The organism is Streptomyces durocortorensis (genome assembly GCF_016901035.1).
Classification (GTDB): Bacteria; Actinomycetota; Actinomycetes; order Streptomycetales; family Streptomycetaceae; genus Streptomyces; species Streptomyces durocortorensis.
In genome coordinates this window covers 1-13,423 of sequence record NZ_JAFEUF010000196.1, presented here as the reverse complement: position 1 = coordinate 13,423, position 13,423 = coordinate 1, and the positions used below count along the sequence as shown (strand labels likewise).

Annotated in this window: 10 protein-coding genes; 5 read left to right on the top strand and 5 right to left on the bottom strand. The window is 73.4% G+C overall.

From position 1 onward, the window contains the following. Positions 1 to 4,612: hypothetical protein (locus JS521_RS27315; RefSeq protein ID WP_205085625.1), on the top strand; the 4,612-nt coding region annotated here is incomplete at its 5' end. 29 nt (positions 4,613 to 4,641) lie between these two features. Here the strand turns inward: JS521_RS27315 and JS521_RS27310 are convergent. Then, positions 4,642 to 4,995: a hypothetical protein gene (locus JS521_RS27310; RefSeq protein WP_205085627.1), complete on the bottom strand. Its 354-nt coding sequence runs from the start codon at positions 4,993 to 4,995 to the stop codon at positions 4,642 to 4,644. 566 nt (positions 4,996 to 5,561) lie between these two features. On the opposite strand from JS521_RS27310, the gene JS521_RS27305 reads away from it, so the two are divergent. Genes JS521_RS27305 through JS521_RS27290 form a run of 4 tightly spaced genes read left to right on the top strand, consistent with a single transcriptional unit; the run spans position 5,562 to position 10,159 of the window. Continuing rightward, complete coding sequence (locus tag JS521_RS27305) at positions 5,562 to 8,681, top strand: sensor histidine kinase (protein WP_205085624.1); 3,120 nt, start codon at positions 5,562 to 5,564, stop codon at positions 8,679 to 8,681. Beyond that, positions 8,678 to 9,121 (top strand): roadblock/LC7 domain-containing protein, encoded by a 444-nt coding sequence (locus JS521_RS27300; protein WP_007446101.1) that lies wholly within the window; start codon positions 8,678 to 8,680, stop codon positions 9,119 to 9,121. Before JS521_RS27305 ends, JS521_RS27300 begins: the two co-directional genes overlap by 4 nt. Positions 9,122 to 9,132: 11 nt before the next feature. Beyond that, positions 9,133 to 9,570: a DUF742 domain-containing protein gene (locus JS521_RS27295; protein WP_205085623.1), complete on the top strand. Its 438-nt coding sequence runs from the start codon at positions 9,133 to 9,135 to the stop codon at positions 9,568 to 9,570. Continuing rightward, a complete protein-coding gene (locus tag JS521_RS27290) occupies positions 9,551 to 10,159 on the top strand; it encodes a GTP-binding protein (protein WP_205085622.1) in 609 nt (202 codons plus the stop codon). Before JS521_RS27295 ends, JS521_RS27290 begins: the two co-directional genes overlap by 20 nt. 152 nt (positions 10,160 to 10,311) lie before the next feature. Here the strand turns inward: JS521_RS27290 and JS521_RS27285 are convergent, their stop codons facing one another. From JS521_RS27285 to JS521_RS27270, 4 genes are all read right to left on the bottom strand, one after another. Beyond that, positions 10,312 to 11,502, bottom strand: a complete 1,191-nt coding sequence (locus JS521_RS27285; protein ID WP_205085621.1) for a lipid-transfer protein — start codon at positions 11,500 to 11,502, stop codon at positions 10,312 to 10,314. Continuing rightward, entirely contained in the window at positions 11,499 to 11,966 is a 468-nt protein-coding gene (locus JS521_RS27280; RefSeq protein ID WP_205085620.1) for a Zn-ribbon domain-containing OB-fold protein, read from the bottom strand. The genes JS521_RS27285 and JS521_RS27280 overlap by 4 nt, the downstream gene beginning before the upstream one ends. A gap of 85 nt (positions 11,967 to 12,051) precedes the next feature. Beyond that, entirely contained in the window at positions 12,052 to 12,411 is a 360-nt protein-coding gene (locus JS521_RS27275) for an Mpo1-like protein (RefSeq protein ID WP_205085619.1), read from the bottom strand. 107 nt (positions 12,412 to 12,518) lie between these two features. Continuing rightward, positions 12,519 to 13,316 (bottom strand): M15 family metallopeptidase, encoded by a 798-nt coding sequence (locus tag JS521_RS27270; protein ID WP_205085626.1) that lies wholly within the window; start codon positions 13,314 to 13,316, stop codon positions 12,519 to 12,521. Between the last annotated feature and the right edge of the window lie 107 nt (positions 13,317 to 13,423).

Sequence of the window (13,423 nt, the reverse complement as noted above, 5' to 3'; positions counted from 1 at the left end):
CGCCCAGGCGGAGTTCTTCGAGGACGAGCCGGTCGGCCCGCCCCGCCGCCCCGCGCCCGCCGGTGTCCTCTTCCTGGAGAACGGCGGCGGCAAGTCCGTCCTGCTCAAGCTGATCTTCTCGGTGATGCTCCCCGGCCACCGCAACACCCTCGGCGGGGCCAGCTCCGGCGTGCTGCGCAAGTTCCTCCTCGCCGACGACTGCGGGCACGTCGCCCTGGAGTGGCAGCACACCCTCACCGGTGAGTGCGTCGTCGTCGGCAAGGTCAGCGAGTGGCGGGGCCGCCAGGTCTCCAACGACCCGCGCAAGTTCGCCGAGGCCTGGTATTCGTTCCGCCCCGGACCCGGGCTCAGCCTGGACAGCCTGCCCGTCGCCGAGGCCTCCGCCGTGGGCCGCCCCGCCGAAGGCGTCTCCGGGGCGCGCGGCAGGCGGCGTACGATGAAGGGCTTCCGCGACGCACTGATGGACGCGGGCAAGTTCTACGCCCACCTCGACGTGCACTGGGAAGAGATCCACGACCGCTGGAACGAACACCTCGGCGACCTCGGTCTCGACCCCGAACTCTTCCGCTACCAGCGCGAGATGAACGCCGACGAGGGCGAGGCCGCCGGACTCTTCGCGGTCAAGAAGGACTCCGACTTCACCGACCTCCTGCTGCGCGCCGTCACCGACACCCGCGACACCGACGGCCTCGCCGACCTGGTCAGCGGCTTCGGCAACAAGCTGGGCCGCCGCGCCGAGCTGACCGCCGAACGCGACTTCACCGCCGGCTCCGTGGACCTCCTCGGCCGGATCGTCGAGGCCACCGACACCCGCGCCCGGGCCCGCGACATCCACGCCGGGGCCGAACGTCGCACCCGCACCCTGGCCCGCCGCCTGGCCGCCCGCGCCGCCGAGGAGCGCGGCCGCACCGCCGAGCTGGCCGAACGTGTCACCGCCGCCGCCCACACCGTCACCGAAGCCGAGTCCACCCGGGGCAGCCGCTCCCTCATCGCCGCCGAACTGGCCTACCGGCACGCCTCACTGGCCCTCACCGCCGCCGAGAAGAGCGCTGCCGCCGGACGCAAGGAGCTGGTCGAGGCCCGCACCCTGCACTCCGCCTGGCAGGCCGCCGAAGCCGTCCTGCGCCACCGCGCCGCCGCCACCGACCTCGTCCGCGCCCTGCACCGGGCCGCCGAGGAGGGCGAGCGCCTCGCCAACGAGGAGGAGGAGCGCTCCGACACCCTTCAGGCCACCGGCGAACGCGCCCACCGCGACGCCACGGTCGCCGCCACCGAGGCCCAGCGCGCCCGCAGCGAGGCCGGGCATCTGCGCCAGCGCCTCGCCGAGGTCGGCCAGGAGACCGCCGAGGCCGTCCGGGCCGGCTGGCTCGACGACACCGCGCCCGACGCCGACCCCGCCCGCGCGGCCCTCGCCGCCAGCGACGCCGAACAGTCCGCCGTCGCCGCCTGGGACACCGCCCGCGAAGCCGCCCGATCCGCCGCCGACACGTCCCGCGAGGCGGCTGCCGCCGAGAGCCGCGCCGAACTGGCCGCCGCCCGCGCCGCAGACGGGGCCAAGGCCGCCGAGCAGAGTTACGAGGACGAGTTCCGCGCCGCCGCGTCCATCGCCGCCGACCCCCGCCTCGCGGACCTGCTGGGCCTGCCCTCCGGCACCGGCGTCCCGCACCCCCGCCGGGAATCCGGCGACGAGGCGTCAGGGCCCGCCCAGGGCGCCACGGCACACACCGGCCCGGGGAACGGCGACGGCGGGACGACCGCGACCACCGCCACCGACCCGGTCACGGCCACCGACCCGGCCACCGCCGCCGACCGCGCCGTCGCCCTCGCCGACCAGCCCGCCACCGCCCAGCAGCCCCTGACCGCCGAGGAGTTCGACCGCAGCGCCGACGAACTGCGCGACCTCCTCGACCAGTCCGTCACCGCCGCCGAGCGCCGCCTCTTCGACCTGCACACCGCCGCCGCCGACGACGCCCGCATCCTCGGCGCCCTCGGCGAGGGCGGGCTGCTGCCGCCCGGCCCCGACGTGCTGGCCACCGTCGAGTATCTCGGCGAGCACGGCATCCCCGCCCTGCCCGGCTGGCGCTACCTCGCCCAGGCCGTGGACCCGGCCGACCTCGCCGCCGTCCTCGCGCACCGCGCCGAACTGGTCGACGGCGTCGTCATTACCGACCCCGACGCCCACACCCGCGCCCGCGAGGTCCTCGGCGGCGCGGCCCTGCTGCCGCGCTCGGCCGTCGCCGTCGGCACAGCCGCCGCACTCCTGGCCCCCGTCCCGGCCCCCGGCACCGGCTCCGAGACCGCGAGCGACGGCGTCTTCCTCGTCCCGCCGAACCCGGCCATGCACGACGAACACGCCGCCGACGAAGAACGCCACGCGCTGCGCAGCCGCGCCGCCGCCCGCGACGAGGACATCAGGACGCTGGCCGCCCGTCTCTCCGGCGACCGCGCCCTCGCGTCCCGCATCGGCTCGTGGCGCGCCGACTGCCCGCCCGGCATGCTCGCCGAACTGGCCGAGGCCGCTGCCACCGCCCGCACGGCCGCCGAGAGCGCCGAAGCCGTCCTCGCCGAGGCCCGCACCGCCCGCGCCGAGGCCGACGAGGCCGCCGCCGACACCGCCCGGGTCCGCGACGAACGCCAGGAAGCCGCCCAGCGGGCCCGCCGCGTCGCCGACGCCCTCGCAGGACTTGCCCACCGGCTCCGCGAGCGCTCCGGCTGGCAGGCCCGCCTGCGCGAACTGGTCGACGAGGCCGCCGAGTCCGAGGCCCGCGCCGCCGTCTGCCTCGACCTCGCCCGCGCCGCCGACGAGGACCGCCGCGCCGCCCAGCGCGCCGGGGACGACGCCCGCCGCACCGCTCGCGCCCTGCGGGCCGAGCGCGCCGAGATCGCCGGCGTCCCCGAAGTCCTCCCCGAGGAGGACGAGTCGAAGGCCCGCACCGCCCTGCCCACCCTGCGCGAGGCCTACCGGGCCGCGTCCCAGCTGTACGAGAAGGTCGGCGTCGGCGCCGACCTGCGCGCCGAACAGGCCCGTGCCGAGAGCGACGAGAGCGCCGCCCTGGCCGAGCTGGACCGCCTCACCAACAAGGTCCGCACCCGCGCCGCCCAACTCCTGGAGGGCACCGACGGAGCCGACGGCCCGTCCCGCCAGGCCGCCGCCGCCCGCGCCGAAGCGCACGTCCAGCTCCTGGAGACCCGCGCCTCCACCGCCAGCGAGCACCTGGGCCGGCTGCGCGGCGAGGCCGAACGGCTCGCCCCCGACGACGAACGCCCCCACCACACCGAACTGCCGGACGACCTGGCCCCGGCCGACGCCGAGAGCGCCCAGGCCCTCCTGCGTACCGCCACCGCCGAACTGGCCGACGCCACCGCCGCCCTGGACACCGCCCGCGCCGCCCACAGCGAGCTGCTGCGCGCCCACCGCACCGCCGAGGACTCCGCCGGCGGCTTCGACGAGACCGCGGCCCTCCTGCGGGACCTCCTGCGCGACCACGGCGCGGAGGAGGGCACCGAGGACCCCGACCCGTACCCCGGCAGTCTGGAGGAGGCCCGGCAGTCCGCCGCCGAGTCCCGCCGCTCCCTGCGCGGCTGCAACGCCGACCTCTCGGCCGCCGAGAGCGCCGTCCGGGAAGCGAGCGACATCCTCGTGCGGCATGCCAACTCCACCCGCTACGAGCAGGTCCGCACCCCCGCCCGCCAGCAGATCCGCGAACTGCCCGCCTCCGCGCTGCCCGAGCACGCCCAGAAGTGGGCCGACGCCTTCGCCCCACGCCTCCGCGTCCTCACCGACGAACTGATCCAGCTGGAGCGCAACCGCGACTCGATCGTCGACCGGCTGCGCGGACTGGTCGAGTCGGCGCTCACCACCCTGCGCTCCGCCCAGCGGCTCTCCCAGCTCCCCGAAGGACTGGGGGAGTGGTCGGGTCAGGAATTCCTCCGTATCCGCTTCGAGGAACCCGACCAGGCCACTCTCACCGAGCGTCTCGGCGAGGTCATCGACGAGGCCACCAGCGCCGCCCTCAAGAAGAACTCCGACCTGCGCCGGGACGGCATGTCCCTGCTGCTGCGGGGCGTCGAGGCGGCCCTGCGCCCCAAGGGCATCGCGGTGGAGATCCTGAAGCCGGACGCCGTGCTGCGCGCCGAGCGTGTCCCGGTCGGGCAGATGGGCGACGTCTTCTCCGGCGGCCAGCTGCTCACCGCCGCCATCGCCCTCTACTGCACGATGGCGGCCCTGCGCAGCAACGACCGGGGCCGCGACCGTCACCGGCACGCGGGCACCCTGTTCCTCGACAACCCGATCGGCCGCGCCAACGCCACCTACCTGCTGGAGCTCCAGCGGGCGGTGTCGGACGCGCTGGGCGTACAACTGCTCTACACGACCGGCCTGTTCGACACGACCGCGCTCGCCGAATTCCCCCTGGTCATCCGGCTGCGCAACGACGCCGACCTGAGGGCTGGGCTCAAGTACATCAGCGTGGAGGAGCATCTGCGCCCCGGCCTGCCGCAGCAGGACCCGGACGGTGAGACGGTCCACGGCGAGATCACGGCGACCCGCATGTTCAAGAGGAGCGAGCAGACCGCGGCCGCCGCCCACCCGGCCCCCGAACCGGGCGAGTAGCGCCGCCCGGCCGCAGACCGATCAGGAGGTCAGGCCCGGGAGAGGTCGCCGGTACTCCGGCGGCCGCCTATGGCCCCGCCCGTGCCGTCCCGCTCGGCCGCCCGCTCGGCCCGGCGGGACCGGCGCCGCTCACGACGTATCTGACGGGCCGAGCTGCTCGGCACGGACACCACGCCGTTGCGCTGGTTCCACACCTGCCGGGTCACCCAGACGTCCAGGACCGCCCAGGTGGCGACCACCGTGCTGGCCACGCTGCTGAGCACCATCGGGAAGGCCAGCCAGGAGCCGGTCAAGGTGCTCAGGAAGGCGACCATCGCCTGGATGATCGTCAGCGACATGATCAGAACGGCGCGCACCGCTGCCGTCCGCACCGCGTCGGGCATCCGCCGCTTCGAGGCCGGCTCCTCCACCCACAACTGCCGCGGCACCCGCACCCCGTCCGCGGCTTCCGTCCGCGCGGCCGCCGATGCTCCGGCGCTCCCGCGTTCCTGCGTACTCAAGGCCTTCAACTCCCCACCACTGTCCGACTTCAGGGTGGCTGCCCGGCTTGCGCCGGTTCTACGCGGGCGGAACACGTCCGTCCTGCCGCGCACGACCCCACCGTGCGTCTACCCCGTACATATGGACGAACCACTCGTCCCGAAGATTCCCCCGAAAAAGCACGCGCAGGGCACAGAAGGTCACGGAGCGAAGAATTCCAGCCAACTGATACGTGCCGGTGCCGAGGAGTCCGGCCGTTGTCCTCTGTCGCTTTCGCGAATTTCATCTCCGGGAATACCGGGACAACTCATGATCAAGTACAGGGCGGACGGCTGAAAATCATCCGGACGTGTCTTCGAGTTGTCTCTGTGTCAGTAGTAGGCTCGCGCCGTTTATTGACGGAGAAGACAACCCGCGCGCCCATCGCGCGGGGCGACCCCCGCGGTGCGGGGCCGATCTGGGGGAGGCCATGCGCTTTCGCGGGAAGTCCATCCGCAGGAAGATCGTGGCGTTGCTGCTGGTGCCGCTCGTCTCCCTCACGGGCCTCTGGGTCTTCGCCACCTACATCACCGGCCGTCAGGCCGATGACCTGATGAGCGCCGGATCCATCGTGGAGAAGGTCGGCCACCCCCTGGAGGACGCCGTCCGCGCCGTCCAGGACGAGCGACGGCAGACCCTGGTCTTCCTCGCCGACCCCCGTGCCTCCGACGCGCTCCCCGTCCTCATGGGCCAACGCGCCGCCACCGACCGCATCGTGGGCGAGGTCAGGGAGAACGCCCGGGCACAGGACGTCCGCGAAGCGCTGAGCGCCGCCGACAACAGCCGCCTGGACGCGGTCCTGAGCGCCGTCGACGGACTGGAAGCCCTGCGCGAATCGGTCGAGAAGCGCACCATCAGCCGGGCGAAGGCCCTGGACTTCTACAACGGCCTCGTCGACCCCTCGTACCGCTTCCTCAACGGACTCCACACCCTGGAGAACGTGTCGATGGACAAGCAGATGCGGGCTCTGGTCGGCGTCTCCCGGGCCCGGGAGACGCTCTCGCGCGAGGACGCGCTGATCGCCTCCGGCCTCATCGCCGGCCGCTTCACCACCGCCGAACTGCGCCAGATATCCGGCCTCGTGGCGCAGCGCGAGCTGCTCTACGAGGTCAACCTGGAGAACCTGCCCGCCGACGAACGCCGACGCGTCGAGCAGTTCTGGGGCAGCCCCGACACCGAACCACTGCGCACCGCCGAGGACGCCCTGATCGCCGCCGGACCGGCGAAGCTCCCCGGCGCCGTCGACGCCGCCCGCTGGGAGGAGGCAGCCGTGCCCGTCCTCGAACGGCTGGCCGGCGACTCCACGGAGATGGGCAACCGGTTCCAGGACCGCGCCGAACCCGCCGGCTACCGGGTCCTCGCGCAGGCCGGGATCGCCGGAGTCCTCGGGTTCCTGGCCCTGATCGTCTCGATCTTCGTCTCCGTCCGCATCGGCCGTGAACTCGTCCGCGACCTCTCCCGGCTGCGCAAGGACGCCCACGAGGTGTCCGGCGTCCGGCTGCCGAGCGTGATGCGCCGGCTGGCGGCGGGTGAACAGGTCGACGTCGAGACCGAGGCCCCGCACCTCAGTTACGAGCCCGACGAGATCGGCCAGGTCGGGCAGGCCCTCAACACCCTTCAGCGGGCCGCCGTCGAGGCCGCGGTCAAGCAGGCCGACATGCGACGCGGCGTCTCCGAGGTCTTCGTCAACCTCGCCCGCCGCAACCAGGTCCTCCTGCACCGCCAGCTCACCCTGCTGGACGCGATGGAGCGCCGCACCGAGAACAGCGACGAACTGGCCGACCTGTTCCGCCTCGACCACCTCACCACCCGCATGCGGCGGCACGCCGAGGGGCTCGTGATCCTCTCCGGCGCGGCCCCCTCCCGCCAGTGGCGCAAGCCCATCCAGCTGATGGACGTGGTGCGCGCCGCCGTCGCCGAGGTCGAGGACTACGAACGCATCGAGGTCCGGCGCCTCGCCCGGATCGGCGTCGGCGGACCCGCCGTGGCCGACCTCACCCACCTGATCGCCGAACTCCTGGAGAACGCCACCGTCTTCTCGCCCCCGCACACCGCGGTCCAGGTGCACGGCGAACGCGTCTCCAACGGCTTCACCCTCGAAATCCACGACCGCGGTCTCGGCATGGCCCCCGAGGTGCTCCTCGACGCCAACCTGCGGCTCGCCGAGACCCCCGACTTCGAGCTCTCCGACACCGACCGGCTCGGCCTGTTCGTCGTCAGCCGGCTCGCCCAGCGCCAGAACGTCCGGGTCTCCCTCCAGAAATCGCCGTACGGAGGCACCACCGCGGTCGTGTTCATCCCCGCCGCCCTGCTCACCGAAGCCCCCGACACCCACGGCACCGGGTTCCGACTCGACCGCCGGGCCGAGCGGGCGATCGGCAGCGGCCGGGGCTCCGATGGGGCCCAGGGCACGCAGAGCACGGCCACGGGCGGCGAGCGCCGCGTCAACGGCAGGTCCGCCGTCCTGTCGCCGGTGCCCACCGGGCTCACCGGACCGGGCGTCCTGGACGGGCCGGTCGAGCTGGAAGCCCCGGTCGGCCCGCTGGACTTCGCCGGCGACCCGCTGGACCGTACGCCGGACCCGGCCCTGGACCCGGCCCTCGGCCCCGTCCTGGACGGCGTGTCCGACCTGGAGGACACCGAGAGCGAGCGCGGCGGCATCTTCCGCGCCCGGGACCTGCGCCGCGAGGGCGACCGCGAGCCCGACGGCCACCAGCCCGGCGGCCCCCGCCGGGACACCGACCGGGACCAGCACCAGCAGGCCCGCGACCACGGCGACGAGTCCACGGCGGAGGTCCGCCCGATGCGCCCCGCCGGGCCCGTACCGCTGCCCCGCCGTACCCCGCCGACGCTGGTCACCGACCGGGGCCGCCGTGTCGACGGCCCGGGCGACGGCCCGGCTGCCCCCCTGAAGGCCACCGGCCCGGTCCGGCGCACCGCCGACCGGACCCCCGAGGCGGCCGACAGGCCCCATACCTCCGACGCCCCCTGGACCACGCGGGCCGCCGCCCGCCGCACGGCGGACACGACAGAGGCACCGCGCACCGCGGAGCCGTCCCGCTCGACCGAGCCACCGCGCGCACCCGAGCCGCTCCGCACACCGGGGGCCGGGCGCGAGGAGACCCCGGCGGCGGCCGGCCCACCGACGCCCGACACCGTGGGCGGACTGCCCCGGCGGGTCCGGCAGGCCAGCCTCGCCCGCCAGCTCCGTGAGGACTCCCCGGAACGGACGGTGCACCGGGCGCCCGTGGACACGTTCGACGACGCCGAGCGCGACGCCGACGAGGTACGCGACCGCATGGCCTCGCTCCAGCGAGGCTGGCAGCGCGGCCGTCAGCAGAACGCCGAACCCGGGACCACCGGTACAACCGAGCACACCGAACTCGCCGAGACGACCGGTACAACCGAGAACACCGCTACAACCGAGAACACCGCGACCACCGCGACAACCCAGAACACCGCGACCACCGAATCCGCCGAGGACACCGCGCACACCGGCGACCCCGGTGGCACAGCACCAGGAACCACTCCGGGAGGGGACGGTCGATGACCGCACCGAACGCCGCAGCACACAACCCCGCACGCCACGGCTCGGGCGAACTGAACTGGCTGCTCGACGAACTCGTCCAGCGCGTCGCCAGCATCCGCAAGGCGCTGGTGCTCTCCAGCGACGGACTCGCCACCGGCGCCTCGGCGGACCTCACCCGCGAGGACAGCGAGCATCTCGCCGCCGTCGCCTCCGGGTTCCACAGCCTCGCCAAGGGCGTGGGTCACCACTTCGACGCGGGCCGGGTGCGCCAGACCGTCGTCGAACTGGACGAGGCGTTCCTCTTCGTCACGGCGGCCGGCGACGGAAGCTGTCTCGCCGTCCTGGCCGAGGCCGACTCCGATGTGGGCCAGGTCGCGTACGAGATGACGCTGATGGTCAAGCGCGTGGGGGCCCATCTGGCCAACGCCCCACGGACGACCGGTCTGCCCGCCGGAGGCTGAGCGTGGCGGGCATGAGCGCCGACTCCCCCCGGGGCACCGGCCCCGGATCCCCGGACGGTACCGCCGACCCCCAGTCCTCGCGGTGGTACGACGCGGACGCGGGACCGGTGGTCCGTCCGTACGCGATGACCCGGGGGCGTACCAGCAGCGCCTCCCGGCACCGCCTCGACCTGATCGCGCTCGTCGTGCCGGAACCGGCCGCCGACGATCCTGGCCGGGACCAGACGCTCGCCCCCGAACACGTGACGATCGTCGAACTCTGCAGCGACAGACCCCAGTCGATCGCCGAGCTCGCCGCCGACCTCGACCTCCCCGTAGGGGTGGTACGGGTCCTGGTCGGTGATCTCGTCGAGGACGAGCTGGTGCACGTCACCCGACCCGTTCCGCCGGCCGAGCTGCCGGACGTGAACATTCTTCGCGAGGTAATCAATGGCCTTCGGGCGCTCTAGCCGCGTCAAGCAGCGGCCCGTCGAGCCCGTCACCCTGAAGATTCTGGTGGCGGGCGGTTTCGGCGTCGGCAAGACGACCGCGGTCGGCGCGGTCAGCGAGATCAGGCCGCTGCGCACCGAGGAACGCCTCAGCGAGGCGGGCCGCCCGGTGGACGATCTGGACGGGGTCGAGTCCAAGACCACCACCACGGTCGCGATGGACTTCGGCCGGATCACCCTCCGGGAGGACCTGGTCCTCTACCTGTTCGGCACACCGGGCCAGGACCGCTTCTGGTTCCTGTGGGACGAGCTGGCCCAGGGCTCCCTGGGCGCGGTCGTCCTCGCCGACACCCGGCGGCTCGAGGACTGCTTCGCCGCGGTCGACTACTTCGAGCGCAGGCGGATCCCGTTCACCGTCGCGGTCAACACCTTCGAGGGCGCCGAGCGGTTCCCCACCCAGACCGTGCGGGCCGCGCTCGACCTCGACCCCGAGGTCCCGGTGCTCGTCTGCGACGCCCGGGACCGGTCCTCCGTGCGGGACGTCCTGATCGCGGTCGTGGAACACGCCCTGGAGCGCGCGGCACTGGCCCGCGAACCCGTCGCCACCTGAGCCGCGGGCGATTTCGTTACGCGTACGGCCCGTACCCCCGCCGACAGGGGTACGAGCCGCACGTCGCCCGGCGCGCCGGGTCCTGAGTGTTCTGCGGCCGTGACGGCCAGTCAAGTGCAGCACAGGGAAAACTGTTCGGCGGGAACCAGGACTCAACGGACCGCCACCACCGCCGACCCGTGCCCGAACAGCCCCTGGTTCGCCGTGATGCCGACCCGGGCGCCCGGCACCTGTCGCTGTCCTGCCCGCCCCCGCAACTGCCGGGTCAGCTCACACACTTGCGCGATGGCCTGAGCGGGCACCGCCTCGCCGAACGAGGCCAGACCGCCGCTCGCGTTCACCGGAACCCGGCCGCCCAGCGCGGTCGCCCCCGAGCGCAGGAGCTTCGCCCCCTCGCCCGGACCGCACAGCCCGATGTCCTCGTACCACTCCAACTCCAGTGCGGTGGAAAGGTCGTAGACCTCCGCCAGGGAGAGATCCGCCGGCCCGACCCCCGCCTCCTCGTACGCCGTCCGCGCGATCGAGGCCCGGAAGCTCTCGGGCGACGGGTCCACGGCCACCGCCGAGTCCGTGCCGATGTCCGGCAGATCCAGGACCGTTCGCGGGAAGGTCGGCGTCACGGTGGAGACGCCCCGGATCCGCACCGGATCGCGCACCCCGCGCCGCCGGGCGAACTCCATGCTGCACATCACCAGCGCGGCGGCCCCGTCGGAGGTGGCGCAGATGTCCAGCAGCCGCAGCGGATCGGCGACCATCGCTGAGCCGGCGACCTCCTCGGCCGTCACCGGACTGCGGTAGCGGGCGTACTCGTTCAGCGCCCCCGCCGCCGCGTTCTTCACCTTGACCAGCGCGAAGTCCTCCTGGGTGTCCCCGTACAGGGCCATGCGGCGGCGAGCGTACAGCCCGAAGTACGCCGGATTCGTCGCCCCGAGCACCCGGAAGCGCAGCCAGTCCGGATCGTCAGGACGCTCCCCGCCCGCCGGGGCGAAGAAGCCCTTGGGCGCGGCGTCGGCCCCCACGACCAGCACCACGTCCGCCAGCCCCGCCAGGATCTGCGCCCGCGCCGTGTCGATGGCCTGCGCCCCGGAGGCGCACGCCGCGTACACGGACGCCACCCGCGCCCCCTGCCACCCGAGCGCGCGGGCGAACGTCGCCCCCGCCACGTACCCCGGATAGCCCCCGCGCACCGTCTGCGCGCCGACCACCGACCGCACCTCGGGCCAGCCGATGCCCGCGTCCGCGAGCGCGGCCCGCGCCGCGATCCGGCCGTACGTGACGAAGCCGCGCCCCCACTTGCCCCACGGATGCATCCCGGCCCCGAGGACGGCCACGTCGCCGGTCACGACCGACCCTCCTTCGCCGGTACGGGACGCCAGTGCCAGGTCGTGTGCACGGTGCCCGTCGCCCGGTCCTCGTCCAGGACGCCCGGCACCACCTCCACCACCGAGCCCACGGGGAGATCGGCCACGCCCACCCCCGGGGCGGCCTGCCCGAGCACCACCATGCGCTCGGCGGCCAGCTCGACGGCGACCAGCGTGTACGGAGTCCAGGGGGCGTCGGGGTCGCTGACGTACGGGGGCGGGGGACGGTAGCGCCCGTCGGTGCAGGACCACACCGTGCCGCGCTTGGACAGCGGCACCTCCTCCAACTCCCCGCCGGGACAGCCCGGGTTGCGGCAGTGACCGTCCTCCCGGGGGAAGTGGACCGACCGGCAGCCGGAGCAGCGGGTGCCCAGCAGCCGGAAATCCTCCTCCGCGGCGTCCTCGGTGAACCAACCGGCCACCACGGGTGTACGTGTACGCGGCACAGCCCCTCCCGGCACTGGATCTGACGATACGTCAGAAGTGTGCCACGGGAGCCCTTCCCCGACGAGGGGTGTGGTCCGAGCCGCCCTAGGGTGTGCTCTCCCCGTGCTCCGCCAGCCACTTCGCCGCGATCTCCGCCAGCTCCGCGTCCCGGCCCGCGAGCATCGTCCGGATCATCTGCGCGTCCCCGCGCAGCGACCACGCCGGATGCCCGAACGTGGCCGGGTTGTTCTTCTCGATCAGGAAGTGCGCGGGCCACGCCGTGCCGTAACCGATCAGCGGCAGGGCCGCCAGATACCGTTTCCGGCCCCGTGCGAGCCCGTATGCGGAGATCGCGAGCCCGGTCAGGGTGCCGGTCAGATGGACCCACCGGGTGGCGGCCCGGGAGTGCATCGCCACGTAGTACGGCCAGAATTCCTCGTACGTATCGAACGTCTGCTGTGACATACGGGCACCGTAGCCGCCCGATCCGCAACCGGACACGCCCCTTTCGCGTCCGAGATGAAGAACGGGCGGCCGGAGCCCACGGGGGTGGTCCCGGTCGCCCGTTCCGTTCAGTGCCTGCCGACCGACCCGCGATCCACCGGGAAGTCGAAGTAGGTGTCCGGGAAGAGCTCGGGCTTGTGGGTGAAGTGCCACCACTCCTCCGGCAGGTTCACGAACCCCACCTCGGTCAACGTGCGCTTCAGGAACTGCCGGTTGGCACGCTGAGCACCCTGGATCCGGGGATCATCGGTGTGGGAGAGGGTGTCGAAGCAGTCGTAACCCGTGCCCATGTCCACCGAGTTGTCGGGGAACCGCTCGTCCTTCGGCGCGAAGCAGGGGGTCAGCCGCTCACCCGGACGGTACGGCCTGGTCGGCAGGGCGGGGAGCTTGACCAGGGTCAGGTCCACCGTGCTGCCCCGGCTGTGCCCGGACTTCTCCGCGATGTAACCGTCCTCGAACAGGCGGGACTTGTCGACCCGCGGATAGAACTCCCGCTTCATGGACTGGTCGTCGAGATCCTTCGCCCACCGCACGAAGTGGTCCACGGCCCGCTGAGGCCGGTAGCAGTCGTACACCTTCAGTGAATACCCCTGACGCAACAGCCGCTTCTGCGCCAGGTGCAGGGCGCGCGCGGCGGGCCGGGTCAGGATGCAGACCGGCTGCCGGTACCCGTCCACCCGCTCACCCATGAAGGTGTGTGCCGTGGTGTAGCGCATCTCCTGGATGATCGTCGGATCCACCGAACGCAGCGCCACGAACTCCTCGGGCGCGCGCGGTTCGGGACTCGCCTGCGCGGTGGGGGAGAGGGCGGTGGCGGCGAGGAGGGCGGCGGCCGTGACGGCCAGGGCACGCAGAGCGGTACGCATTCCTGTCATGGGCACACCGTCTATCAGCTGGGCGGCCCGGGAGTGCATCGCCACGTAGTACGGCCAGAATTCCTCGTACGTATCGAACGTCTGCTGTGACATACGGG

What these genes read in the sequence shown, in the direction of transcription:
- JS521_RS27310 (WP_205085627.1), bottom strand. Translation starts at nt 4,995, where the DNA reads ATGCCCGACGCGGTGCGGACGGCAGCGGTGCGCGCCGTTCTGATCATG.
- JS521_RS27305 (WP_205085624.1), top strand. Translation starts at nt 5,562, where the DNA reads ATGCGCTTTCGCGGGAAGTCCATCCGCAGGAAGATCGTGGCGTTGCTG.
- JS521_RS27300 (WP_007446101.1), top strand. Translation starts at nt 8,678, where the DNA reads ATGACCGCACCGAACGCCGCAGCACACAACCCCGCACGCCACGGCTCG.
- JS521_RS27295 (WP_205085623.1), top strand. Translation starts at nt 9,133, where the DNA reads ATGAGCGCCGACTCCCCCCGGGGCACCGGCCCCGGATCCCCGGACGGT.
- JS521_RS27290 (WP_205085622.1), top strand. Translation starts at nt 9,551, where the DNA reads ATGGCCTTCGGGCGCTCTAGCCGCGTCAAGCAGCGGCCCGTCGAGCCC.
- JS521_RS27275 (WP_205085619.1), bottom strand. Translation starts at nt 12,411, where the DNA reads ATGTCACAGCAGACGTTCGATACGTACGAGGAATTCTGGCCGTACTAC.
- JS521_RS27270 (WP_205085626.1), bottom strand. Translation starts at nt 13,316, where the DNA reads ATGCGTACCGCTCTGCGTGCCCTGGCCGTCACGGCCGCCGCCCTCCTC.